The organism is Aequorivita nionensis, assembly GCF_046352995.1.
Classification (GTDB): Bacteria; Bacteroidota; Bacteroidia; order Flavobacteriales; family Flavobacteriaceae; genus Aequorivita; species Aequorivita nionensis.
Genome location: NZ_CP130281.1, coordinates 930517 through 954558 on the forward strand (window position 1 = coordinate 930517; position 24042 = coordinate 954558).

26 protein-coding genes are annotated in these 24042 nt (G+C 37.2%); 9 read left to right on the top strand and 17 right to left on the bottom strand.

The features are described from left to right. Positions 1-10 precede the first annotated feature (10 nt). From Q2U82_RS04140 to hemA, 17 genes are all read right to left on the bottom strand, one after another. On the bottom strand, positions 11-1168 hold the full coding sequence (locus Q2U82_RS04140) for a serine hydrolase domain-containing protein (protein ID WP_410006453.1): 1158 nt from the start codon (positions 1166-1168) through the stop codon (positions 11-13). Beyond that, the gene (locus Q2U82_RS04145; RefSeq protein WP_410006454.1) at positions 1169-1645 is read right to left on the bottom strand and encodes a methylated-DNA--[protein]-cysteine S-methyltransferase; all 477 of its coding nucleotides are present in this window, start codon (positions 1643-1645) and stop codon (positions 1169-1171) included. Then, positions 1645-2745 carry a CNNM domain-containing protein gene (locus Q2U82_RS04150; RefSeq protein ID WP_410006455.1) on the bottom strand — a complete coding sequence of 367 codons (1101 nt, stop codon included), beginning with the start codon at positions 2743-2745 and terminating at the stop codon, positions 1645-1647. The genes Q2U82_RS04145 and Q2U82_RS04150 overlap by 1 nt, the downstream gene beginning before the upstream one ends. A gap of 109 nt (positions 2746-2854) precedes the next feature. After that, entirely contained in the window at positions 2855-3325 is a 471-nt protein-coding gene (locus tag Q2U82_RS04155; RefSeq protein WP_410006456.1) for a hypothetical protein, read from the bottom strand. Positions 3326-3409: 84 nt separating this feature from the next. Continuing rightward, a complete protein-coding gene (locus tag Q2U82_RS04160; protein WP_131811123.1) occupies positions 3410-3766 on the bottom strand; it encodes a hypothetical protein in 357 nt (118 codons plus the stop codon). Positions 3767-3811: 45 nt separating this feature from the next. Continuing rightward, complete coding sequence (gene hemB / locus Q2U82_RS04165; RefSeq protein WP_410006457.1) at positions 3812-4801, bottom strand: porphobilinogen synthase; 990 nt, start codon at positions 4799-4801, stop codon at positions 3812-3814. 105 nt (positions 4802-4906) lie between these two features. Next, positions 4907-5701: a tetratricopeptide repeat protein gene (locus Q2U82_RS04170; RefSeq protein WP_410006458.1), complete on the bottom strand. Its 795-nt coding sequence runs from the start codon at positions 5699-5701 to the stop codon at positions 4907-4909. Positions 5702-5720: 19 nt separating this feature from the next. Continuing rightward, on the bottom strand, positions 5721-6623 hold the full coding sequence (hemF, locus tag Q2U82_RS04175) for an oxygen-dependent coproporphyrinogen oxidase (RefSeq protein ID WP_410007127.1): 903 nt from the start codon (positions 6621-6623) through the stop codon (positions 5721-5723). Continuing rightward, positions 6623-7378 carry an EI24 domain-containing protein gene (locus Q2U82_RS04180; protein WP_410006459.1) on the bottom strand — a complete coding sequence of 252 codons (756 nt, stop codon included), beginning with the start codon at positions 7376-7378 and terminating at the stop codon, positions 6623-6625. The genes hemF and Q2U82_RS04180 overlap by 1 nt, the downstream gene beginning before the upstream one ends. A 48-nt stretch (positions 7379-7426) precedes the next feature. Continuing rightward, a complete protein-coding gene (locus Q2U82_RS04185) occupies positions 7427-7909 on the bottom strand; it encodes a DUF6973 domain-containing protein (RefSeq protein WP_410006460.1) in 483 nt (160 codons plus the stop codon). Next, the gene (hemE, locus tag Q2U82_RS04190) at positions 7910-8938 is read right to left on the bottom strand and encodes a uroporphyrinogen decarboxylase (RefSeq protein ID WP_410006461.1); all 1029 of its coding nucleotides are present in this window, start codon (positions 8936-8938) and stop codon (positions 7910-7912) included. It lies immediately after the preceding gene. A 39-nt stretch (positions 8939-8977) separates the two neighbouring features. Beyond that, positions 8978-9340: a four helix bundle protein gene (locus Q2U82_RS04195; RefSeq protein ID WP_410006462.1), complete on the bottom strand. Its 363-nt coding sequence runs from the start codon at positions 9338-9340 to the stop codon at positions 8978-8980. 39 nt (positions 9341-9379) lie between these two features. Continuing rightward, positions 9380-10051, bottom strand: coding sequence for a uroporphyrinogen-III synthase (locus tag Q2U82_RS04200; RefSeq protein WP_410006463.1), 672 nt, complete (start codon positions 10049-10051; stop codon positions 9380-9382). Continuing rightward, a complete protein-coding gene (locus Q2U82_RS04205) occupies positions 10029-10733 on the bottom strand; it encodes a potassium channel family protein (protein ID WP_410006464.1) in 705 nt (234 codons plus the stop codon). Before Q2U82_RS04205 ends, Q2U82_RS04200 begins: the two co-directional genes overlap by 23 nt. A 29-nt stretch (positions 10734-10762) precedes the next feature. Continuing rightward, positions 10763-12514, bottom strand: coding sequence for a TrkH family potassium uptake protein (locus Q2U82_RS04210; protein WP_410006465.1), 1752 nt, complete (start codon positions 12512-12514; stop codon positions 10763-10765). After that, complete coding sequence (gene hemC / locus Q2U82_RS04215; protein ID WP_410006466.1) at positions 12511-13422, bottom strand: hydroxymethylbilane synthase; 912 nt, start codon at positions 13420-13422, stop codon at positions 12511-12513. The genes Q2U82_RS04210 and hemC overlap by 4 nt, the downstream gene beginning before the upstream one ends. Positions 13423-13424: 2 nt before the next feature. Beyond that, a complete protein-coding gene (hemA, locus tag Q2U82_RS04220; RefSeq protein ID WP_410006467.1) occupies positions 13425-14684 on the bottom strand; it encodes a glutamyl-tRNA reductase in 1260 nt (419 codons plus the stop codon). Positions 14685-14876: 192 nt separating this feature from the next. Between hemA and Q2U82_RS04225 the strand changes: the two genes are divergently transcribed. The 9 genes from Q2U82_RS04225 to Q2U82_RS04265 all read left to right on the top strand — a co-directional run bounded on the left by Q2U82_RS04225 (position 14877) and on the right by Q2U82_RS04265 (position 24024). After that, positions 14877-15767, top strand: a complete 891-nt coding sequence (locus tag Q2U82_RS04225; RefSeq protein ID WP_410006468.1) for a helix-turn-helix transcriptional regulator — start codon at positions 14877-14879, stop codon at positions 15765-15767. A gap of 90 nt (positions 15768-15857) precedes the next feature. Further along, entirely contained in the window at positions 15858-16895 is a 1038-nt protein-coding gene (gene hemH / locus Q2U82_RS04230; protein WP_410006469.1) for a ferrochelatase, read from the top strand. Further along, complete coding sequence (locus Q2U82_RS04235; protein WP_410006470.1) at positions 16895-18238, top strand: MATE family efflux transporter; 1344 nt, start codon at positions 16895-16897, stop codon at positions 18236-18238. The genes hemH and Q2U82_RS04235 overlap by 1 nt, the downstream gene beginning before the upstream one ends. Before the next feature lie 45 nt (positions 18239-18283). Further along, entirely contained in the window at positions 18284-18592 is a 309-nt protein-coding gene (locus Q2U82_RS04240) for a hypothetical protein (protein WP_410006471.1), read from the top strand. 180 nt (positions 18593-18772) lie between these two features. After that, positions 18773-19363, top strand: a complete 591-nt coding sequence (locus Q2U82_RS04245) for a T9SS type A sorting domain-containing protein (protein ID WP_410006472.1) — start codon at positions 18773-18775, stop codon at positions 19361-19363. Positions 19364-19446: 83 nt separating this feature from the next. Beyond that, the gene (locus Q2U82_RS04250) at positions 19447-19986 is read left to right on the top strand and encodes a CopD family protein (protein ID WP_410006473.1); all 540 of its coding nucleotides are present in this window, start codon (positions 19447-19449) and stop codon (positions 19984-19986) included. An 88-nt stretch (positions 19987-20074) separates the two neighbouring features. Next, entirely contained in the window at positions 20075-21532 is a 1458-nt protein-coding gene (locus Q2U82_RS04255) for an ATP-binding protein (RefSeq protein ID WP_410006474.1), read from the top strand. Between the two features lie 111 nt (positions 21533-21643). Continuing rightward, positions 21644-22426 carry an enoyl-CoA hydratase/isomerase family protein gene (locus Q2U82_RS04260; RefSeq protein WP_410006475.1) on the top strand — a complete coding sequence of 261 codons (783 nt, stop codon included), beginning with the start codon at positions 21644-21646 and terminating at the stop codon, positions 22424-22426. Positions 22427-22446: 20 nt separating this feature from the next. After that, positions 22447-24024, top strand: coding sequence for a hypothetical protein (locus Q2U82_RS04265; protein ID WP_410006476.1), 1578 nt, complete (start codon positions 22447-22449; stop codon positions 24022-24024). Positions 24025-24042 lie beyond the last annotated feature (18 nt).

Sequence of the window (24042 nt, forward strand, 5' to 3'; positions counted from 1 at the left end):
CTACAAAAAATTATTGGTTTTGTTCCAGCATTTTATAAACTTCATCCACATAAACATAAAAATCACTACTAAAAGGTAAATCTGTTTTATTGCCACGCTGATGGCCCAACCGAACAATAATCAAATCATCCCCTGGAACAACAATAACATACTGACCCAAAATACCACGCATTGCAAAAATTTTCTTTCCCAAAAAATCACTCAGCCAAAACCCATAACCGTATTCCGGACTTTCAGCAAATCGCGGCATTATGGATTTCGCCACAAAAGCAGAATCCAAAATCTGTTGCCCATTCCACCTGCCGTAATCTTTATAGAGTTTTCCAAACCGTGCAAAGTCACGTGCGTTGCTTCCCAAACAGCAATAGGCTTTCACCAATCTGTTTTCATCATCATCAATTTGCCAAATTGCTGGTTGCTCAAAACCCATGGGCTGCCAAAAGCTATCTTGCAGATAACCACTTAAATTGATACTTGCCCTTTGAATGGATTTTTGAATCACCATCGCTAAAAGTTCGGTGTTTCCGCTTAAATATTTGTAGCGCACCCCAGGCGTATCAACTACTTTAAGTTTCAAAATAGTTTCCGCCAAATCAGAATCATAATAAGCTCTTGCCGTCATTCCAAATGGATTGGAATAGGATTCGTCCCAATCCAAGCCCGAAGCCATCGAGGAAAGATCGCCAACAGTCAAGCCAGTTCCTGCATATTGCGGATAAAAATCGCCGACGGGCTGCTCCAGACTTTTTATGAAACCATCGTCGATGGCTTTTCCAAGTAAGGCTGAGGTAATACTTTTCGCCATGGAAAAAGAATTGGTCTGGGAATTTTTTCCGAAGCCTTCAAAATATTTTTCAAACCAAATACTGTCATTTTTGATAATCAAAAAAGCAACTGTCCCCAAGGTATCGTTCATTTCTGAAAGTGCTTTGGTGGCTTCAACCGTGTTGTAATCTTTATGGATTGGCCAAGGCTGCGGATTGATGCTTGCAGGAATTTCTTCAACTTCAAAAAATTTAAAATCGTCAATATAGGCAGTGGTGTGCCCGTGAAGATAGACCACCCAAACACCTTTCAAAATATAGCCGTAGCCCGTAACATAAAGCCCAATTACCGAAACGATAAGTAGAATAAAAACCCATTTGAAGAATTTTTTGAGCCTTTTCATCTAAAATAAGGATTGCTGTGGTGACGGATTTTCAAATTCCAAAAGCCATTTTTTTCGATGCAATCCGCCAGCATAACCAGTGAGCGAACCATCACTACCAATAACCCGATGACAGGGAATAATGATAGAAATTGGATTCTTTCCATTGGCCGAAGCTGCCGCACGGATTACTTTAGGGTCGCCTAAAGTGTTTGCCATTTGTTGGTAGCTGGTCGTTTTTCCAAAAGGGATTTGTTGTAATTCTTCCCAAACACGCTTCTGAAAATCGGTTCCTTCTGGGGAAAGTTTTAAGTTGAATTCCTTCCGATTTCCTTCAAAATACTCTTGAAGTTGTAAAGCCGCATCTTTTAATTCTTTTGGTATTTTTTCAGAAACCACATCATTTTCTTCGTCTTTAAAAAGCACCGATGCCAATCCCTCTGCATCTCCTTTCAATTCTAAAATTCCCACGGGAGTGTTAATAAATGCGGTTTTCATTATTCGTCTTCTTGTTTGGGTTCCAAAACCTCGTTTAATTGTATTCCCATACGTTTTGCACGACGTTCCCAGTTCTTTCTGGCTTGTAGTTGCATATCTTCAATGCTGTCGCTTTCGTCCATAATTTCAAGTCCCAAAAGGGTTTCAATAATATCTTCCATTGTTACAACGCCTATGGTGTTTCCAAAATCATCAACCACCGAAGCAATGTGCACACGCTGTTTTATAAAGGTTTCAAAGAGTTCCGGAATCGGTTTTTCTGCAGAAACAACAAAAATTTCCCGCTTCAAATCGCTTAACAGTTTATCGCCACGGTCTTCCACAATTTCTTCCAAAATATCATCCCGCAGTACAAACCCAGTAATATTGTGGCTTTTCCCCTTATAAACGGGAATTCTTGAAAACCGCAGGCTTTTGTGGCTTTGATGAAAATTTTCCAAATTCATGGTTTCGTCTTCCAGCGTAACCACCGTAAAAGGTGTCATCACATCTTTTGCCTGCACGCTTTTAAAAACCAAAAGATTTTTTATTACTGTTGTTTCGCTTTCTTCAAAAACGCCTTCTTCTTCTGCAGCATCTGTAATAGCAATGAATTCCTCGCGGCTCATGGTGCTTACGTGTGCAGATTTTCCAACCAAACGCGTAATCAACATTAACAGCCATAAAATCCCGGTATATTTTAAGGGGAATATTATAAAATTCAAAAACATCGCAGTAAATGAGCCTAACTTTTTCCAGTAAGTAGCGCCAATGGTTTTTGGGATTATTTCTGAAACCACTAAAATCAGCATCGTCATAATTGCCGATACAATCCCTACTATGTTCATTCCAAAAAGTTCTAATTTATAGGGTAGTTTTTCCGCCTCAACCCCCACAAGTATTGCTCCTACAGTATGTGCAATCGTGTTAAGGGTCAAGATTGCAATCAGTGGTTTGTCTATGTCTTTTTTAAAATTCGTCAAGGTTTTTGCGTAGGCTTTCCCTTCTTGAGCCTTCATACGCAAATAAGTGGGGGTAAAACTCAGCAAAGCGGCTTCCAAAATGGAGCACAAAAACGAAAAGAAAATAGAAAGAACCGCATAAACAATCAGTAAGGTCATAGTGATAAGATAATTTTCCTCTAAAATAAAGATTTACAAATTGGTAAAGTCGAAACACTTTGTTAATTGCATAAAAAAAACCGCCACAGTGGGCGGTTTTTTTTAATTATTACGAGGCTTTTAAAAGTGGCCGTAGCGTACTTTCCCAACGTTTCGCATCCTGAAGACACACAAATGCATCTTTGGAAAGCTCGTTTTCATCGTGCTCATTGTAAAAAGATATCTCGCGTCTGCCAGCTTTTTCCACAATTTCCAAACCAACCCAATCCAGGGTTTTATCGGTTTGTTTGATGCTTTTTGCACGACAATCCTTCACATCTTCCATATTTACAATTTTAAAATCTCCGGAAGGATTTGTTTTCGAAGTATAAACCAATTTTTTTGAAACCTCATCCACGCCAATCACACAATTGCCAATAACATCAATGTTTTTTAACTGAATACCATTGGTCTGCGAAAGCTGTTTTACAGATTTTTTCACTTTGTTTTCCTTGCCAGAGGAAGCCATAATTAAATAAGCCACCGGCGCCAACATTACTAATGTAATAATAATTCCCACAAGGGTTGCACTGAATTCCATAATGAATAATTTTTAAGATGAATAATTTTGAATAGATAAGTGTTTGAAAATCAATTCAAGCACAGCCAAAAAATCATCAAAAAATCACCAAAAAAAGTGGAAGGGAAACAAATGCCGGAAGATGAGCTCCCGTTTGTCTTTTACAGAATAAGAAGAATTAAATAAAGAAGAAACATTGGCAAACGAAAAATCTTGATTGGAATAAAAAGTTCCAAACAATCCGAGCCCCAAATATTCATTCTGCGAAACCGTTTGTGAAGCCTCGCCAATAGAGATTTCATTAAAAACAAAAGGCTTGCCGTGATCGTTGTGTTGTAAAGCCGAAATTTTGGTGGTTTTGTTCTTAACTACCGTTTCTCCAGCAAAAGCCAAATTCCCGAAAACCAACAAAATGGCAATCGAGACCAGCAACCTACCTATATGTTTTTCAACATGTTTCACGCCGCAAATGTATATGAAAAATGAATTCGGAAAGATAAAATTTTGCTAATTAATCAGTTTTACAACATCCTTCGCAAAATAACTCGCAATCAAGGAAGCTCCGGCGCGTTTTATGGCTGTAATTTGTTCTAACATCACCGCATCGTGGTCCAACCAACCTTTCTCGGCCGCCGCTTTTAGCATTGCATATTCACCGCTCACTTGATATACAGCCACGGGAACATTCACGGCATCTTTTATTTCACGAACAATATCCAAATAACAAAGTCCGGGTTTTACCATCACAATATCAGCGCCCTCGTCAATATCCATCAAGGTTTCGCGAATGGCTTCCTCGCGGTTTCCGTAATCCATTTGATAGGTCTTTTTATCCTTCGGAATATCTTTGGAATCCACTGGCGCAGAATCCAACGCATCGCGGAAGGGTCCATAAAATGCCGAGGCATATTTTGCGCTGTATGCCATAATACCCGTATCGCAGAACCCTTCGTCCTCTAAAAGTGTTCTGATTTCAAAAATCCGGCCGTCCATCATATCGCTAGGCGCAACAACATCTGCTCCAGCAATGGCGTGGCTTAAAGACATCTCTGCTAAAACCGCATTTGTATCGTCATTCAAAACTTTTCCTTCGGAAATTATTCCATCATGGCCATATTCTGAAAAAGGATCCAAGGCCACATCGGTCATCACTATCATTTCTGGCACCACATTTTTCACGGTTTTTATTGCGCGTTGCATCAATCCGTCAGCATTTAAAGCTTCCTTTCCACTGTTATCTTTCAATTTATCATCCACTTTTACGAAAAGTAAAACAGATTTCAAACCGAGTTTCCAAAGCTCCTTCACTTCTTTTTGAAGATTATCTAAACTCAACCTGTAATAGTTCGGCATCGAGGCAATTTCCTCCTTCACGCCCTTTCCTTCCACCACAAAAAGCGGCACGATAAAATCATTGGGGCTTATAATGGTTTCACGAACCAGGCTTCGCATACTTTCGTTGGTTCGCAATCTTCGGTTTCTTCTTAATGGGTACATAATTTTAAAATTTGTGTCAGGTCGATCGCAGTCTACACCTAAATATTATTATTATTTTAAATCTTCCTCCCAACTATCTATTAGTTGGTCAAATCTGGAACCTTTTTATGTATATTTTCTTGTAATTTCAGCCCATTCATCAAACTTTTTTTGATTTCCACTTAAATAATATGATTGAGCCATATTTATTGCCATTTCACTTTTCTGAAATTTATCGTCAGTAAGCTCCATGCCAGTTTTATATATTTTTTCAGCTTTTGCATTTTGGTCGATATTCTTTAGTGCAAAACCCAATTCACGATAAAACAAAAAGTTTTTTGGATCGTTTTTTATAGCCTCTTCAAGTATCGGAATCGCTTTCGTAAAATCATGCAATGCATTGTAAGCATATGATAATTCAAACTCAAGACCTGTATAATGTGGATTTATTGAATATGCTTTTTTTAAAGGTTTGAGAGCCAAATTGCTTGCGCCAACATGATTATAATGATACCCAATATTTTTTAAATAGGATACTTTAGTTGAATCTGCTTTGTATATTGAATGCCATTCAGGTACTTTTGGCAGACCTAACTGAGAAACTTGACTATCTGAAAGCACTGCAACATCAATAGTATTTTCTGTAAGCCTTGCTTTTAATCCAGACTCAAACTCCCTTGACAATTTCTTAAGGCCACTATTTGTTTTTATAAATTTAGATTCATAATTATAAGTAAAACCCGCAGTATCATCTAGATAAATAAATCCAAAACTATAAGATGTATCAGCTACTTTCTTTGGAAAAGCAATCCACTTATCTACAGCATTATAATATTTTGTATCAAAATTAAGTTCTTCAGAATTTGATTGTGAAAACCCAATTGTGAATGTTAAAAACAATATTGGGAAAATATATTTCATAATTTCTTTAATTTAAATTTTAAGTCCATTCTTTGGGATTTCGTAAAACTTCAACCAATTTCGCTTCCTCACTTCCAGTCTCAGGGTGATGGTCATATTTCCATTGCACAACGGGCGGCAAACTCATCAAAATGCTTTCAATACGCCCGTTGGTTTTTAAGCCGAAAAGCGTTCCTTTATCGTGAACCAAATTGAATTCCACATAACGGCCACGGCGTATTTCCTGCCAAGTTCTGTTTACTTCGGAATAGGGAAGGTTTTTTCTTTTTTCAACAATGGGGAGATAGCATTCCAAGAAACTGTTGCCAACTTCCGTTACGAAATTGTACCAATTTTGCATTTTCATTGTGCCCGTCTCTTTTAAATAATCAAAGAAAAGACCGCCAATTCCTCTTGCTTCTTCGCGATGGGCGTTCCAAAAATATTCGTCGCAACGCTTTTTATAGGTTTCGTAAAAGTTTGGATTGTGCCTATTGCAAGCAGTTTTGCAGACTTGATGAAAGTGTTTGGCATCTTCTTCAAACAAATAGTAGGGCGTTAAATCTTGTCCGCCGCCAAACCAACTGTCTACTATATTTCCCTCTTTATCATACATTTCAAAATAGCGCCAATTGGCGTGAACCGTTGGCACCATCGGACTTTTTGGATGAAGCACCAAACTGAGTCCGCACGCAAAAAAATCGGCATCCTTTACGCCGAAATATTGCTGCATACTTTCGGGCAATTTTCCATGAACTTCACTAATGTTCACTCCGCCTTTTTCAAAAACGTCGCCGTTTTCAATCACTCGGGTTTGGCCGCCGCCGCCTTCGGCACGTGTCCATTTGTCTTTCTTGAATTTTGCTTTACCGTCAATTTCCTCCAAAGCGGAAGTGATTTCATTCTGCAAATTCTTTATATATGCTACAAATTTTTCTTTCATCATATCTTTTTCTGAAGTGCTTTCTTATTTTCTAAAACTCTCAGGGTCTCAGTGCTCGCAGCCGTCACCGAAAGCGGCAACACCAAAATAATCCCAATCACCGGAATCAAAAGCATCAGCATAAAAATCATGCCGTTGCCGATTGCCAAACCGCGATTTCTTTTAACAAATTCGATACTTTCGGCATATTTATAATGCCTTTCCAACGTATAATCCATATTCCCGAAACCTGCGTAATAGCTCTGCACCAAAAACAAAAGTACCGAAGAAATTATTCCCACAACGGGTATAAACCCTATCAAGATTATCGGGAGTGTGAGCAATAGCTCCATCAACAAATTTCGAACGTTTATCCGGATGCCACGCCAAAGCTGTTCTGCGTTTGAAGTATTTCTGTGGGAATGATTTTCGCCAAAAAGATGTTTTTCAATTTTTTCTGAAACGGGACTCATAAAAGGCGCACTCAAGGCCATTACAATATGCCGATAGAGAATAATTCCCAATGCAATAATAATTAGTGCTCCAATAAATTCACTAATTGTTCTAAAAGTTTCCGCTCCCCATTCCCAAAACCAGATTTTTGAAATAAAGGATCCCAGATTATCGCTCAAGCCCCAAGTGGAAAACCCAATCAAAACAGCGGTTAAAAAACTAATGGCCATCGGGATGCCGAAGTACTTCCAAAGTCCAAGTTTATTGATGAGCTTGAAAGTGCCTGCGTATGCCTGTATGCCTTTTAGAATGTTTTTGACCATAATTCTGAATACAAACCTCACAGGTTTTAAAAACCCGTGAGGTTTTTTTCAATCGATATAAACTAATTTATCTTCAATACTTTTAACTTCCTTAACCGTTAAAATCCTTACAGCTTCCGAAGCTTTTTGTTTTAAATATGAAACCGTTTCTGCTTCATTTCTATCTTTTACCTGTTCAAAATAACGAAGGCCCATTGTGTTATTGTGCAAATCCATGGCGCGCTCCAAATCCTCGTTGGGTGAAAAATCCTCGTGCCAGTCAGTAAACTTCTTTGCCCACATTTTTGCCTTTTGTTCATTGTTTTGCCATTTCAAACACATTTTAGTAATCAAAATAACCCAAAGTGCATGCCGAAATGCATTTGCCGGATTCCCCAAATGATGCTTGCTGCCGTATTCTTCATACGCAATGTTCATACATTTTTTTGTCGCAAAAATTGTTGGAAGCGCATAGATTGGATTTTTTAGAAAAAGGCCGAGCAATCCAAAAAGTTGCTTAAAATCCAGTTTCTTTAAAATCCGCCAAAGCATCTATTCTTGTTTGTATTCTTTGACCGCTTCAATAAAAGCGCCTGCATTTTCCAGTGGAATATTTGGCAAGATTCCATGGCCCAAATTCACTATATATCTGTCTTTCCCGAATTCATCAATCATCTGCTTCACCATCTTTTTTATTTCTGAAGGAGGGCTAAAAAGACGCGTTGGATCAAAATTTCCTTGTAACGTAATTTTTCCGCCTGTTAAATAACGTGCGTTTTTAGGCGAGCAAGTCCAATCCACACCCAAAGCCGAAGCGCCACTTTTTGCCATTGTGTCCAAAGCGAACCAGCATCCTTTTCCGAAAGCAATTACAGGCGTTTCATCTTTTAAGGCATCAATAATCTGCTGCATATATTGCCAACTGAATTCTTGATAATCCGTAGGCGAAAGCATCCCGCCCCAACTGTCAAAAACCTGCACGGCGTTTACGCCAGCTTTTACCTTTTCCTTTAAATAAAGAATTGTTGTGTCTGTTATTTTCTGAAGTAATTGGTGCGCAACAACAGGTTGTGTGAAACAAAATTCCTTTGCAATATCGAAATTTTTTGAGCCTTGTCCTTGAACACAATAACACAAAATAGTCCACGGACTACCCGCAAAACCAATCAACGGAATTTCGTCGTTCAGTTTTTCTTTGGTCATTTTTATGGCGTCCATTACATAACCCAGCGTTTCGTGAATGTCTGGCACAATCACGCGTTCCAAATCTTTTGCAGAGCGGATTGGGTCAGGCAACCACGGACCAACGCCGGGTTTCATCTCTACGTGAATGTTCATTGCCTGCGGAATTACCAAAATATCGCTGAACAAAATAGCAGCGTCCATGCCGTATCTTCGGATGGGCTGCACGGTAATCTCACTTGCAAGTTCGGGGGTTTGGCAGCGTGTGAAAAAGTCGTATTTTGCTTTTATCTCTTGAAATTCGGGCAAATATCTTCCGGCTTGGCGCATCATCCAAACGGGCGGGCGTTCTACTGTTTCGCCGCGAAGGGCTTTTAAGAATAGGTCGTTTTTAATCATTTTATTATATGTTAGCCTTTAGCTTTTAGCTGTTGGCCATTAGTTATTGTTTGTTCTAATTTTTGATATCAAACTGTTTATCATTTTTGCCTCTTTATTTAATAATAGCATGATGTCTTTAAGATCGCTCTCCTTCAAAAAATCTAAACGTTCACAAATGGTTAATTGTGTTTCAACTTCAAAAAGAGATCCCATTGCAATTTCTAAAAATCTTTTGAATTCTATTTCACTATTACGACTACAACCTTCGGCAATATTAGAAGGTATGGAAATGGAGGCTCTGGTTATTTGACTTCTTAAACCAAAACGCTCATCAATGGGAAGTTTTGCTGAAATTTCATATATTTTTTCAACAATAATAATTCCACTTTTCCATATTTCGAGTTCGCTATAATTTCTCATATTACTTATAATTATTAGCTAAGAGCCAAAGGCCAAAAGCTAATAGCTCTTTAAAATTTTCACTGCTTTCGCAATTACGCTTTCCACGGTTGTGGCATTAGCAATTACCACATTTTCAGTATATTTTTTTGCTTCAGTGGCGGTTGTTGTGCCTATGCAAATTGCTTCAGAAGTATTTATTTTATTTTCCGAAACAAAACTTCGCACACCACTTGGGCTAAAAAAGAGAACCGCATCAAACTGTCTTTCAAATTTCTTTGGGTTCAATGTTGTTTTATAAACTTCAATCTCTTCAAAAGTTATATTGTTTTCTTTCAATTTTGAGGGAATTTCATCGCTTCTGATGTTTCCGCAGAAAAAGTGAAATGAGTCATTTTTGTGGTTTTTTACTAAATAATCTGCCAATTCCGAAGCATATTCAGTCATTTTAATCACATTTAAACCACTCTCTTGCAAAAGTAATTTCGTTTTTTTACCCACACAAAAGCAATCTTGAATCTTGGTTCTTGAATCTTGAATCTTGGTTCTTGAATCTTGAATCGCTTTTACAGCATTTTGGCTTGTGAAAATTGCGTTTTCAATATTTGAAGGAACTTTAAAAGGGACAAATTCAATTTTAATGGCATTGTACTCCACCAACGAAATAGCTGCATTTAGCAGAAGTGATCTTTGATTTTCTTTTAATTTTTTAGTTGATAAAACCGTGGGCATGATTTTTCAAATATTTTTTTATATCTGCATCTTTTCCGAAAACAACTAAAATATCACCACTCTCAAAAACGATATCTGGTGTTGGAAGGCCTACAACTTCGCGCTTCTTTATGCTTCTACCAATTAAATTGGTATGTTCTCTTTTTCTGATTATTGTAATAATATTCAGATTAACATTTTTTCGAAATTCTGATTCTTTAATCGTCTTTCCAACTAATGATTTAGACACTTCAATTTCCGAAACTAAGTATTCATCATCAATTTCAAAATTATCAATACTGCCTTTTAAATTTATTTTTTTTGTAAAGCGTTCTGCATATTCCTGTTCGGGATGGATTATTTGATCCACGCCCATGGCTTCTAAAATAGTATCTTCCAAAGCAGAAGCTGAACGTGCAATAATTTTTGCTTTGGTCAATTTTTTTACAATTGCCGTACTCATTATTGCTGCTCCATTGCGTTCGCCAATAGCTATTATAGCTAAATCTGCGTTATTGAGCGGTAATGATTGGTAGGCAGTTTCATTTGTAGCATCTAGGGCTACTGCATGTGCTACCTTATTCTTTATTTGCTCAATTTTTTCCAAATCCCGATCAGCGGCAATTACTTCATTGCCTGTATTTGAAAGGTGAATTGCAAGGGACATACCAAAATTTCCAAGTCCAATAACTACTACCTTCATATTGATTGTTTTTTTAAACAGTTCATCATTTAGTTAATCAAAATGTTTTCTTCGGGATAGACATAATCTGTTTTTCCAACACTTTTCAGAAGTCCTATCATTAAGTTCAGCAATCCAATTCTTCCGAAGAACATTAAAAATATAATAACATATTTGCTGTATTCAGAGAGTTGTGAGGTGATGCCCATTGATAGCCCAACAGTTGAAAAGGCCGAAAACACTTCAAAAGCAATCTGTATTAGCGAAAATTCAGGATTAAAAATAAGCAATAATAAAATGCCTGTACCTATACTGGCCAAAGAGATGGAAATAATGGCAAAGGCACGGTGTACGGCTTCTACGGCTATTCTCCGTGTTCCTATTTCAATGTATTTTTTATCGCGTGCAATGGCAAAAATATTGAGCGTTGCCAATGCAAAAGTCGTGGTTTTTATACCTCCGCCCGTTGAAGCTGGTGATGCACCAATCCACATCAAAAATATCATAAACAAAATTCCAGGAATGGTAAAGTCGGTCATATCTACAGTATTAAATCCAGCGGTACGCGATGTTACTGAAGAAAACATAGCGGTAGTAAATTTGCCAAAAGCTGTTTTGTGCTGTAAAAGATTGGTTTGTTGTTCAGAAAAAAGAAAGAAAATTGTTCCTGCGGCTATAAGAATAATTGTTGTGTAAAGTACAATTTTGGTGTTGAGATTAATTACTCTAGAAATAAAAACACGATCATCTTTTCTAAAAATATTTATAGCCAATTTTTTAAAATACTGGATTACGTTATAGGCAATATGGTAGCCAAGTCCTCCAAAAACAATTAGCCCCATTATTATCCACTGCATATAATAATTGAAACGAAGTCCATTATCATAAAGTCCATTTGAAGCCAATGAAAAACCTGCATTGCAATAAGCCGAAATAGCGTGGAAAATTGCAAAAAACCCTCTACTTTTAAAAGAATCAATATGTGCTAGCGAATGATAGATGAAAAATGCGCCTATACCTTCTAAAATTAATGAAAAAACAACAATTTGCATTACTGTTTTCATTACACTATTAAGCTTATCGTGGCCCAAAATATCTTTCATATAAAGGCTTTCCTTAAACGAAGCTCCACTTTTAAAGAAATAAGCAAAAAATGAAGTGAATGTTAGCATCCCCAAACCTCCTATTTGAAATAAAATCATAATTACGGTTTGTCCAAAAGGGGTAAAATCCTTTGCCGTATCTACAACGATAAGTCCAGTGACAGCGGTTGCACTTGTAGCTGTGAAAAGTGCATCGGTAAAGCTTATGCCTGCTGTTGTCGCACTAGGAAGCATCAATAAAAAAGTTCCGGCGAGGGCTATAATTGCAAAACTGCCAACAAAAAGTATGGCAGGATTGAAATAAATGCTGTAAACTTTCCGAAGTAGAAAGGTAAGCCGAATAAAGAAGTAAAATAGCAGTCCATATTCTATAACATACCGCGCATTAAAAAAGGTTTCAACCACAGAAGTTTCATAATTCGCCAAAATCATGATTACTTCCAGCACGATGAGCAATAACAAAATAAATAGATTTATTCTACTGCTTTTATTTACATCTGGATCTTTTCGGAACCTGTTGTATTTGTAGAAGTTAAAGGCTATTAATGCAAATAGCAAACTTGGCAATACAATTAGTTTGTATTGTCTAAAATCTTTAAAATTTTCAAAACCGAAGTCAAAAATTAAAAATGCCAACAAACCAAGGTCCAAAAACCAAACGACAATATTCGTCAGGCTCGTTTTTCTCCAAAGGCTCATTTCATTTGTTTTTTTATGGAAAGCATGAGTTCAGACCCGCCATTATTAAGAATAAATGTAGCACATTCTTTCCCAAAGCCTTTGTATTTCGACGTTAAAACTTTCTTTTCAATGTCTAGTTTGGTTTTGCCATCAAGAGAAAAAAGACATCCTTTAAATTGAACTTCTTCGCCAATTATTTCAGCAAAAGCACCAATTGGCGCGGTGCAGCCACCTTCAAGCGTTCTTAAAAATTCACGTTCAATATGTGTACAAATTTTAGAAGCAGAATCATTTAATTTTGAAGTAGCTTCTATACAAAACTCATCATTTTCCAGAGCGACAATTACCATTGCTCCCTGTGCAGGAGCGGGAAGCATCCAATTTAAATCTATAAAATCTGCTGGCAAAAGGTTAATTCTCTGCAAACCAGCTTTTGCGAAAATTGCGCCTTGCCAATCATTATCTTTCAGTTTTTGAAGACGTGTGTTTACGTTTCCACGCAGATCCACAACTTTATGGTTTGGATATCTATGAAGCCATTGAGCTTGTCTGCGAAGACTCCCAGTAGCAATGGTGCACGGGCTTTCAAAATTTACTTTGCTTTTTGTCACCAAAATATCTTCAGAAGAAGCACGTTCCAGAACAGCGGTCTGCACAATACCATTGGGTAATTGCGTGGGTACATCTTTCATGCTGTGCACGGCAATATCCACGGTTCCAGTTATCATTGCGACATCCAACGTTTTTGTGAAAATTCCGGTAATGCCCATTTCGTAAAGCGGTTTGTCCAAAACCAAATCGCCTTCAGATTTAACGGGGACCAATTGAGTGGTGTATCCTAAATTTTCAAGTTTGGATTTTACAGTGTTGGCTTGCCAAAGTGCAAGTTCACTGTCGCGGGTGCCAATTCGGATTGTTTTTTTCAAGATTAGGCAGTTTCAAGTTGAAAAACCCTTCTTATGAGTTCTATACTTTCGGCGGAGCCTTCTTCGCCTTTCAAATGGTTTGCGAAATGTGTAGTTATTTTTTGAATGAGTCGGTCGCTTATTATTTCAGCTTGCTCTTCATTGAAACCTTCAATTTTTTTGCGCTGATAATCTATTTCGCCGGCTTTAATTTCAGCAAGTTTATTTTTAAGGGCTTTTATGGTTGGCGCAAATTTGCGATTATCTGCCCATTGATTGAATTCCTTTTCTATTTCAGTAATAATCTTTTTTGCCAAAGGAAGTTGTGCCGCACGTTGTTCCAAGGTTTGGTCTGTTACCGCGGCAAGATGGTCCATATGCACTAAGGTTACCAAATCATTTTGCAAAACATCTTCAGAAACATTTTTTGGTATGGAAAGATCTAAAATAAGCAATGGTCTTTTTAGATATAAAAGTTCTTTTGAAATAGTGGGTTGCTGTGCTCCGGTTGCCACAATAAGCACATCGGCTTGTGCTATTTCACTTTGAATATCGGCATAATCCTTAACGATCAAGTTGAATTTTCCCGCAACTTTTTCAGCTTTTTCCTTGGTGCGGTTTATAAGGGTAATATGGTCGTTTTTGGTATGTTTGATTAAATTTTCGCAAGTATTTCTGCCTATCTTCCCCGTTCCGAAAAGCAAAATGTTCTTTTCTGAAATGTAAGGAACGCGCGCCATAATATATTGCACCGCTGCAAAACTAACGGAAGTTGCGCCCGAAGAAATTCCTGTTTCATTTTTTATACGCTTGCTAGCTTGAATAACCGCATTGGCAAGTCGCTCCATAAATGGATTGATAATGTCGTGTTTTTTTGACTCGCGAAAAGCATTTCGCAATTGACTGATAATTTCAAAATCTCCTAAAATCTGGCTGTCAAGACCAGTTCCCACAGTGAAAAGATGTGAAACGGCATCGTGGTTTTTATAAATATAAGCTACTTTTTCAAACTCTTCAACGGTTCCATTGGTGTGTTCGCAAAGCAATTTTATAAGTTGGTAAGGATGCTGCGCAAAACCGTATAGTTCAGTTCTGTTGCAAGTTGAAATAACAGTGAGGGAAGGAATTCCATCAGCTTTGGCCTGCAAAAGGATTTTCTCTTTTGCAATATCATTTATGCTAAAGTGACCGCGGATTTCGGCATCTGCTTTTTTGTAGTTGAGGCCGATGGCGTAAAAATTGCCTTCAAGTGATTCCCCAGAATATGTTTTCAAATTTTCCATATAAAACAGGAGCAAATGTAAGGGCATTGTTTTTTAAAAAATAACGCCAGCGGTATCTTTTATGTCGATGTCTGTTAAAAATGGACTAAATATGATATTTATCATACTTTAAGCCCTAATTTCGCGGTTTCCAAACAATATTAGTTTCATTTTATTTAGAACTATTCTAAATAAAATCAATTTAAATACGATATGGATATACAAAAAAATGTCGCTCAAAGTTTCTATGAAGAAACCACAATTGAACCAGGCTTTTTCATTTTAAAATTCAATAACGAAACAGATGAAAATCAAACTTTTAAGCGCGAGGTAAGCTCCAATTTCATCCAATTTCATTTCTGTATAAAAGGATCTGCTTTCTTTGTTTTTAATGAGGGAAATTACAAGCTGCCCATTCAGGAAGGAAATTCATTATTGCTCTATAATCCGCAGCGAGATTTACCATTAGACCTTGCATTAAACTCCCATTCATGGGTACTTTCGGTATTACTCCCCATAAATAAATTCCACAGTCTTTTTTCAACGGAAGCAAACTATATCACTTTTTTGAGTGAGGAAAACAAAGACCGAAAATATTATAAAGATGCCCAGGTTACGCCTTCCATGGCAATTGTGTTGAATCAACTAATGAATTATAACCTGCATCCCACTATAAAACCACTTTATTTTAAGGCAAAGGCTTACGAATTGTTGAGTCTTTATTTTAACCGTCCAGCAGATGCAGATGTAGAACAATGCCCTTTTTTGGCTGATGAAGACAACGTTTCAAAAATAAAAAAGGCGAAACAAATTATGGTTTCCAGAATGGCAGAACCTCCAACTTTACAGGAATTGGCCGATGAAATCAATTTGCCAATCAACCGATTGAAGGAAGGTTTTAAGCAGATTTATGGCGACTCGGTTTTCAGTTTTTTGTTTGATTATAAAATGGAAGTCGCACGACAACTTTTGGCCACAGGCTCACACAATGTGAATGAAGTGGGATTGAAAGTTGGCTATAGTACTGCTAGCCATTTTATTGCGGCTTTTAAAAAGAAATTCGGCACTACTCCTAAGAAGTTTTTGATGGGGTTAAACTCATAAATAATAAAAATAGTTTCATTGTTTTTAAGTACCGCCTCTTGTAAGTTTTGAATTTTAAAAGAGTAATTTTGCCTTAAATTTTTAACAGTTATGAAAGGAGTTCTCCTTGTAAACCTCGGCTCACCGGACAGCACCAACCCAAAAGACGTAAAAAAATACCTCGATGAATTTTTGATGGATCCTCGGGTTATCGACGTTCCTTTTTGGTTCCGTTCGTTTTTGGTTCGGGGAATTATTCTGAATACACGCCCAAAAAAATCTGCCGAAGCTTATCAAAAAATTTGGTGGGATGAAGGTTCACCTTTGATTGTTATTTCAGAAAGACTTCAGAAAAAAATTCAAGAAAAAACAACTGTTCCCGTTGCTTTGGCAATGCGCTACGGAAGCATGACTTTGAAAAAAGGCTTGCAGGAATTGGTAGATAAAGGCGTTGATGAAATTTTGACCATACCGCTCTATCCGCAGTTTGCAATGGCAACCACGGAAACTATTGACGTGAAAGTGGAAGAGCTTAAAAATGAATTTTTTCCGCAGTTACAAATCACTTCGCTTCCTGCATTTTATAACAAACCGGAATATATTGAAGTGCTTTCGAAAAGTATTTCTGAAAAGATTAAAAACCTTGATTATGAACACCTTTTGTTCAGTTATCACGGCGTTCCCGAAAGACATATTTATAAAAGGGACATCACAAAAAGTCATTGCAAAATTGACGGAAGTTGTTGTGTAACACCTTCGCCCGCCCATGAGTTTTGCTATCGCCATCAATGTTTAAAAGTAACCGCATTAGTGGCGGAAAAGTTGAATTTACAGCCTGGAACCTATTCAACATCATTCCAATCGCGATTGGGTTTTGATCCTTGGTTAAAACCGCCAACCGACAGAACTATAGAGCGTTTAGGACTTGAAGGAACTAAAAAAATGGCAATCGTTACTCCTGCTTTTGTAAGCGATTGTTTGGAGACTTTGGAAGAAATTGCAATGGAAGGCCAAGAAATTTTTCATGAAGCCGGCGGAAAAGATTTTACTGTTATTCCTTGTTTAAATGACCGTGATGATTGGGCTGAAGTTTTAACTGGCTGGATTGATAAATGGCGAATTGTGGATGTAAAAACAGCAATCGCCTAATGAAACCCAATCAAAGCGCCGCACTTGGCACAGATTCCATTGGAAGTTTACTGATTAAACAAGCTGTGCCAGCGTCCATCGGTATTTTGGTGATGTCGCTGAACATTTTGGTGGACACCATTTTTGTGGGCAACTGGATTGGTTCCATCGCTATTGCAGCCATAAATGTAGTTTTACCGGTTTCTTTTTTTATTGCCGCATTGGGAATGGCCATTGGTATTGGGGGTTCTTCAATAATTTCGCGCGCTTTGGGAGCCGATAACAAAGAACGCGCCCTAAAAACCTTCGGAAATCAAATCACCGTTACTTTACTGCTAACAACCGCTATGGTTGTTTTTGGACTGGTTTTTATAAACGAAATTATTCCAGCCTTTGGGGGGAAAGGCGACATTTTTGAACCTGCAAAAATCTATTATCGCATTGTGCTTTACGGAGTGCCGCTTTTGGCGCTTTGTATGATGGGTAATAACGTAATCCGTGCCGAAGGAAAGCCAAAATTTGCAATGATCGCCATGATTATTCCTTCTGTTGGGAATCTTCTTTTGGATTATATACTAATCAATCTTTTGGATATGGGAATGGCAGGCGCAGCTTGGGCCACTACTATTTCTTATGGACTGTGTTTTCTGTATGTGCTTTGGTTCTTTTTAAGTGATAAATCGGAACTTAAAATAAGCCTTCCGCATTTTGGGCTTGACTTGCCCATTCTTAAAGAAATGTCAGCACTTGGTTTTGTAACATTGGCAAGACAAGCGGTTGTGAGTGTTACCTATCTTTTGATGAATAATATTCTTTTCAATATTGGAGGCGAAGCTTCTGTGGCAGCTTACGGAATTATTGGTAGAATGCTAATGTTTGCTCTTTTCCCTGTTTTGGGCGTTACACAAGGGTTTTTGCCGATAGCGGGATTCAATTATGGCGCCCATAAATTTCCACGGGTTCGGGAAAGTATCAACAAAGCTATTTTATATGCAGGCGGTTTGGGACTTTTTATTTTTGCTTTGATAATGATTTTCCCAGAGGAAATTGTTTCGGTCTTTACAAATGATGCAGATATCCTTTCGGAAACCCCGCACTATATGCGCTGGGTTTTTGCTGCAACACCAATTATAGCGATACAGTTGATTGGGTCGGCATACTTCCAAGCTATTGGGAAAGCGGTTCCCGCTTTATTGCTAACATTAACGCGACAAGGATTTTTCTTTATTCCGCTTATTTTTATACTTCCACATTACTTTGGAGAATTGGGCGTCTGGATTTCCTTTCCAGCGGCAGATATACTTTCAACCATTGTTACAGGTTATTTTTTGAATCGGGAAATTAGGAAAACGTTGAAGGATTGAAACTGATTTTTTAGTATATTTAACTACTGACCAATCTTTTCGATTATGAAAAAACTATTACTTCTCCTTGTATGTTTCTTCTTTCTTCAAAACGCATATTCACAGCCCGCAGGAATGCTGAACGAAACTTTCCGTTTGAAATCATTACACATTGGTCATGATTATTTAACCCCTAATGGTGAAAATCCAAACATTACCATTGCTGAAAACTCTGGGAATTATTCGATTGAAGCTAATGGAATTACCAATACACTTTCTGCTGAGGCAACATTCAGTGGTGATTCCATTACTTTTGAAAATAATTCGATTACGCTGGATGACTGTACTGGCGATACCTGCTATTATGAAGACTAATATTTTTATGACTTCTTAACAACGCTGAATCTTGACCCTAAAACTTTCACTTATTATTATTCTGAAAGCAATGGTTTTAAATTTTTACGGCTGAGGGACGCAAATAATAATTGGGCGCATTATAGTACAGAACCTGTGCCAGTAGCCAACCCTATGTTGTTTCAAACTTGGTATCTCTTTATGACTCAAGGAGACATGGGCGATCCTATTTTTTATTCAGGTCCCAATCCGCCGCAAATTACCATAAACCCAGATTTTACTTATACCGGTATTGAAAGCTGTGCAACAATCAGTGGCGATTTTATTTTGGGAATTGGTTATAGTTATGATTTTCTCTTACAGGCCCAAAATTATGAGCAGGATGAAAGCAATTGCCAGCCAGGCGAGGCCGAATACGCTTTATTTGAACTTCATAATGGATCTCTTTTGGATTCTAGTGTTTATGAAGGAAATGATGGCAATGATTATCTCCAGTGGGAATACGCTCCTGGCTTTCTTTCCTATTTTACGAACGTGTTGCTCACAACTCCCGAAAACAGTTTGGCCGACTTAAGGATTTATCCAAATCCTGCCCAAAACAAAATAATTATTCAATCCGCTACCAATAATTTCGATTCTGTTTCTATTTCAGATATTAATGGGAAAATTGTAAGTTCATCAAAAAATCTGGCTTCAAACGAAATTGATGTTTCAAACTTAAAAACAGGGATGTATTTTATAACCATTACTTCTTCCGAAGGGAGCATTACGAAGAAATTCATCAAAAATTAGTTTTTAGCTTCAAAATACTGTCAGCCCATATTTTGAATTATTAGGTATCTTTACGGTCAAGTTTTTACAAAACCAAGCCGTAAATGGAACAATATTATCCTTACATAAAATCGCTTCACTTAATATTTATCATCACTTGGTTTGCGGGGCTTTTTTATATTGTTCGTCTTTTTGTATATCAAATTGAAGCTTCCCAAAAACCTTCTCCCGACAAAGAAATTTTGGGTGCCCAGCTTAAAATAATGGCTTCACGACTTTGGAAAATCATTACTTGGCCAAGTATGATTTTGGCAATTTTCTTCGGAATTTGGCTCATCTACATGCGCATGTTTTTTTTAAGCGACGCTTGGATGCAAGTAAAATTAGGCTTTGTAGTGCTTTTGATAATCTACCAGTTTAAATGCCATCAAATTTTTAAACAGCTCCAAAATGGCGTAGTTAAACATTCCTCAAACTATATGCGGCTTTTCAACGAAGTGCCCACAATCATTCTCTTTGCCGTAGTTTTTTTAGTGATTTTAAAAGATGGAACCAATTGGATTTACGGTACAATTGGAATTATTGTTTTTGCAATTTTATTAATGATGGGTTATAAAATTTATAAAAGCATTCGGGAGAAATAGCTTCGAACTTTGGAATTTGTGATTTGTTATTTGGAATTTTCCTTTTAGGTTCGATTATTGCTATCTTTCATTCTTCAAAATAATGTAAATGTACTTTTACAAAAAATCGCTTCGCACCCGCATCTTTCTTTCTATGTTCCTTTTGGTTTTGGGAGCTTCTGTACTTATTGCTATTGTTACGGTATATCAATACAAGGAAGAGGCACAGGACTATCACCGAGACCGCTTGCTGCGCAAGGAAGCCGCAATTAGAGCAAACATAAAATACATTCTTGACAATACAACCTATCCTGAGGAAACAAACCAAATTCCATTGATTTTCAAGGATAAAATTTATGAAATCAAAGACATTCATGGTCTCGAAGTTTTTCTGTATGATCTTGACGGTAATCTTTTAAAATCTTCAAGACCTTCCTTTTTTAAGGACACCGTTTCACCTAAAATTCCAGAATTTGTATTGGAAAAACTTCAAAATTCGTCCATAAAAAATTACATAAAGGAATTTGAGGAAGGGGGGCAAAAATATCAATCTTCTTACACTTACATTACTGACAGTTATTTTAAACCTTTGGCAATTCTAAATTTGCCCTATATTGAGGACGACGGTTTCATCACCAAAGAATTGACTGAATATCTTTACAGGCTTGGAATGGCATATTTTTTTATGTTGCTTGCAGCCATTGCTCTGGCCTATTTCCTTTCAAAATACATAACACGTTCACTTAACGAAATAAGTGAAAAGTTATCCGAAACCCGTTTTGATACACGAAACAAAAAAATCCACCTCAGCGATACACCAACTGAAATTTCCACTATCGTAAACGCATACAATGGAATGATAGATGAACTGGAAAACAGTGCCGTACAACTTGCCGCAAGTGAACGCGAAACAGCTTGGCGTGAAATGGCAAAACAGGTGGCGCATGAAATTAAAAATCCACTAACGCCCATGCGACTAACGGTTCAAAGTTTCCAACGAAAATTTGATTGCAACGATCCTGAGATTGATAAAAAAATGACAGAATATACCAATACGTTACTTCAACAAATAGACACTTTAAGCTCCATTTCATCAGCCTTTTCAACCTATGCAAAAATGCCCGCACAACAAGATGAAACGCTGAATGTGGTTAAAATAAGCAAGCTGGCGTTGGATATTTTTAATGAAGATTATATCTATTTCTTTTCGGAAGAAGATGAAGTGCGCGCCCGTTTTGATAGAACACAATTAATACGAGTGGTTACCAATTTGGTTAAAAACAGTATTCAATCCATTGAACAGAAAAATCCTGCCGAGCCAAGGATTGACGTTATTGTTAAAATGGAACAAATGTTTGTAAGTATCTTGGTAACGGACAACGGCATTGGCGTTCCCGAAGAAAACCGAACCTGCATTTTTGAGCCACAGTTCACAACTAAAACCAGTGGTATGGGTCTTGGTTTGGGAATGGTAAAAAATATAGTTGAAACCTATGGTGGAACAATAACGCTGGATTCTTCAGAAGAAAAAACCACTTTTAAAGTTTCGTTTCCCACAATGCTTTAAGGTTTTTAGTAGCTTTGTAAATAGACCTCGAATTCACAAATAAATAGCACGTCGAACACAGAATTTAGTTCATTCGCGGCAAAAAAAATTATCTAAAAAAATTATTCTAATATGAATTATCAAAACATACTTTCCGAAACCGAAAACGGCATCACTACAATCACTATCAATCGCCCTTCAAAATTGAACGCATTGAATCGTGAAACAATTCAAGAATTGCATAATGCTTTCGAAGAAGCCGAAGATTCATCAAAAACGAAAGTTTTAATTATCACCGGAAGTGGCGAAAAGGCTTTTGTTGCAGGCGCCGACATTAGTGAATTTGCAGACTTTTCAGTTGAAGAAGGTGGAAAATTGGCAGCAAAGGGACAGGAACTATTGTTTGATTTTGTGGCGAATTTTTCAAAACCAGTAATTGCAGCGGTAAACGGTTTTGCCCTTGGCGGCGGGTTGGAACTGGCAATGGCGGCACATTTCCGCATTGCTTCCGATAATGCAAAAATGGGGCTTCCCGAAGTTTCACTGGGCGTAATTCCAGGTTACGGTGGCACGCAACGTTTGCCGCAATTAGTTGGAAAAGGTCGCGCAATGGAACTGATTATGACTGCGGGAATGATTGATGCCAACCAAGCGCTCCAATACGGTTTGGTTAACCACGTAACAACTCCCGAAGAATTGCTGGAATTTGCTGAAAAGATTGCGGGAAAAATCATGAAAAATTCTTCCGTCGCCATCGCTTCGGCCATTAGGGCCATCAATGCAAACTTTGAAGACGGCGAAAACGGATTTGAAGTAGAGATTGAGGAGTTCGGAAACTGTTTCGGCACCGAGGATTTTAAAGAAGGTACACAGGCTTTTCTTGAAAAGAGAAAAGCTGATTTCCCCGGGAAATAAAACCTCTCCAATTCAACTTTATGAAAAATATTATAATTCTACTTTGTTTATTTATTGGCGTAATCGCACACGCACAAAGAGATACAATTAAAGTTTCTGTGAGCGAAATTTTTAAAGATGAAAAATACAAGACTTCACTTTTGTTTGCCAAAGAAGATGCCAACGGCGATATTTTTACTGTTAGAAATTATTATTCCAGCATTTCAAACCCAAAAGGATACTACATTGAGCATTATAGCAAAGACCTAAAATTGCTTAAAAGAACTACTATTGAAGTAAATCGCAACGAAATAAAGGGACTGTTTTTAACTGAAGATTCTGTAATCCTATTGCAATTTCAATATAATTACAAACAGAAAAAATACGCCTTCGCTACGTTATCATCTTCAAAAGAAGATTTAAATTTTAGCGAAAAGGAAATCTATTCCCTTGATCGTGAAAGGCTTGATAAATACGATTATTTTGGGATTCGCAGCGAGCCAGAATTCAACTTACATCGCCATAATAATTTAGGTGATATTGTGGCATCTGAAAATGGAGATTTTATTACTCTCAACCTTTTTACGAAATCAAAAGATGGCGATGCATTGCTTGTTATTACTTTCAATAAAAATTTCGAAAAAGTTTACGAATACGAATTTGAAAATATCATATCCCTAAAAGAAACAGAAAATAAAAAATTGCCGTTGGAATACCAAAACATGGTTTTGGACAATGACGGTACAGTCTATTTTTTGGGAAGGGTTTTTAATACAGCCAATAGGGATTTGGAAAAAAAAGACGTACCTAACTATTATTTTGTGCTTTTTAAAGGCGATGCAATTTCAAGTAGCCAGAAAGTTCTTCCTATTGAAAGTAACAAAATTATACGTTCGCTCCAATTGGTCACTAAAGGTGAAAGATTATCTGCTGTTGGGCTTTACACAGAGAACGCAACTGAAAGATTTTTTGAACTATCTGGAACGGCAACTAGATATGACGGCACCGGAAGGATAAATTTAGACAAGAAATCTTCATCAAAACTTTCGGAATCATTTCAGCCATTTTCGGAAGAATTTATGTTGGAAAAATACGGAAAAGTCAAAGAAAAAATAAATTCATTTCTTGCATATCGAAGCATTTTTATGTTGGAAAATGGCGATGTTATTATAAATGCTGAAGAATTTGAGATGTATATTTCAGACGATAATGTGAACGCAAAACGTGTTTATAAAGACATAATGGGTTTTTGCCTCGGCAACGACGGAACTTTAATTTGGGCAAAAAACATCAATAAGAAACAGGATGATTGGTCGCTAGATAACATTCCTTTTCTTTCATACACAGCAACCGTTAAAAACGATGTTACTTATTATTTTGTAAATGCAGCTTCAGATTTAAAGCTTTTAAAAAACAATCAAATAGAACTTACGGAAGGACCGAGGCTCTACGCTTTAAAAATTTATAAAACGGGCGCTTTTAGATATGATAAGGTTTTGAATCCAGAAATATTTAATGCGCAACTCGCAGTACGCTTCGGAATTCTGATAAATGAAACAGCTATCTTAACACAGGCGGAAAGTAATGACAAACCAATGTTAGTGAAATTATACTTCTGATTCTGAATTGTTTTCTGC

Bases quoted from the DNA above. Each gene is read 5' to 3' on its own strand.
- hemA (WP_410006467.1), bottom strand. From the start codon at position 14,684: ATGGAAAATTTGAAAACATATTCTGGGGAATCACTTGAAGGCAATTTT.
- Q2U82_RS04185 (WP_410006460.1), bottom strand. From the start codon at position 7,909: ATGCTTTGGCGGATTTTAAAGAAACTGGATTTTAAGCAACTTTTTGGA.
- Q2U82_RS04145 (WP_410006454.1), bottom strand. From the start codon at position 1,645: ATGAAAACCGCATTTATTAACACTCCCGTGGGAATTTTAGAATTGAAA.
- Q2U82_RS04250 (WP_410006473.1), top strand. From the start codon at position 19,447: ATGGAACAATATTATCCTTACATAAAATCGCTTCACTTAATATTTATC.
- Q2U82_RS04205 (WP_410006464.1), bottom strand. From the start codon at position 10,733: ATGAAGGTAGTAGTTATTGGACTTGGAAATTTTGGTATGTCCCTTGCA.
- Q2U82_RS04170 (WP_410006458.1), bottom strand. From the start codon at position 5,701: ATGAAATATATTTTCCCAATATTGTTTTTAACATTCACAATTGGGTTT.
- Q2U82_RS04225 (WP_410006468.1), top strand. From the start codon at position 14,877: ATGGATATACAAAAAAATGTCGCTCAAAGTTTCTATGAAGAAACCACA.
- hemH (WP_410006469.1), top strand. From the start codon at position 15,858: ATGAAAGGAGTTCTCCTTGTAAACCTCGGCTCACCGGACAGCACCAAC.
- hemF (WP_410007127.1), bottom strand. From the start codon at position 6,623: ATGAAAGAAAAATTTGTAGCATATATAAAGAATTTGCAGAATGAAATC.
- Q2U82_RS04150 (WP_410006455.1), bottom strand. From the start codon at position 2,745: ATGACCTTACTGATTGTTTATGCGGTTCTTTCTATTTTCTTTTCGTTT.
- Q2U82_RS04180 (WP_410006459.1), bottom strand. From the start codon at position 7,378: ATGGTCAAAAACATTCTAAAAGGCATACAGGCATACGCAGGCACTTTC.
- hemE (WP_410006461.1), bottom strand. From the start codon at position 8,938: ATGATTAAAAACGACCTATTCTTAAAAGCCCTTCGCGGCGAAACAGTA.
- Q2U82_RS04235 (WP_410006470.1), top strand. From the start codon at position 16,895: ATGAAACCCAATCAAAGCGCCGCACTTGGCACAGATTCCATTGGAAGT.
- Q2U82_RS04200 (WP_410006463.1), bottom strand. From the start codon at position 10,051: ATGCCCACGGTTTTATCAACTAAAAAATTAAAAGAAAATCAAAGATCA.
- Q2U82_RS04265 (WP_410006476.1), top strand. From the start codon at position 22,447: ATGAAAAATATTATAATTCTACTTTGTTTATTTATTGGCGTAATCGCA.
- Q2U82_RS04155 (WP_410006456.1), bottom strand. From the start codon at position 3,325: ATGGAATTCAGTGCAACCCTTGTGGGAATTATTATTACATTAGTAATG.
- Q2U82_RS04140 (WP_410006453.1), bottom strand. From the start codon at position 1,168: ATGAAAAGGCTCAAAAAATTCTTCAAATGGGTTTTTATTCTACTTATC.
- Q2U82_RS04260 (WP_410006475.1), top strand. From the start codon at position 21,644: ATGAATTATCAAAACATACTTTCCGAAACCGAAAACGGCATCACTACA.
- Q2U82_RS04210 (WP_410006465.1), bottom strand. From the start codon at position 12,514: ATGAGCCTTTGGAGAAAAACGAGCCTGACGAATATTGTCGTTTGGTTT.
- hemB (WP_410006457.1), bottom strand. From the start codon at position 4,801: ATGTACCCATTAAGAAGAAACCGAAGATTGCGAACCAACGAAAGTATG.
- Q2U82_RS04245 (WP_410006472.1), top strand. From the start codon at position 18,773: ATGACTCAAGGAGACATGGGCGATCCTATTTTTTATTCAGGTCCCAAT.
- Q2U82_RS04255 (WP_410006474.1), top strand. From the start codon at position 20,075: ATGTACTTTTACAAAAAATCGCTTCGCACCCGCATCTTTCTTTCTATG.
- Q2U82_RS04195 (WP_410006462.1), bottom strand. From the start codon at position 9,340: ATGAGAAATTATAGCGAACTCGAAATATGGAAAAGTGGAATTATTATT.
- Q2U82_RS04240 (WP_410006471.1), top strand. From the start codon at position 18,284: ATGAAAAAACTATTACTTCTCCTTGTATGTTTCTTCTTTCTTCAAAAC.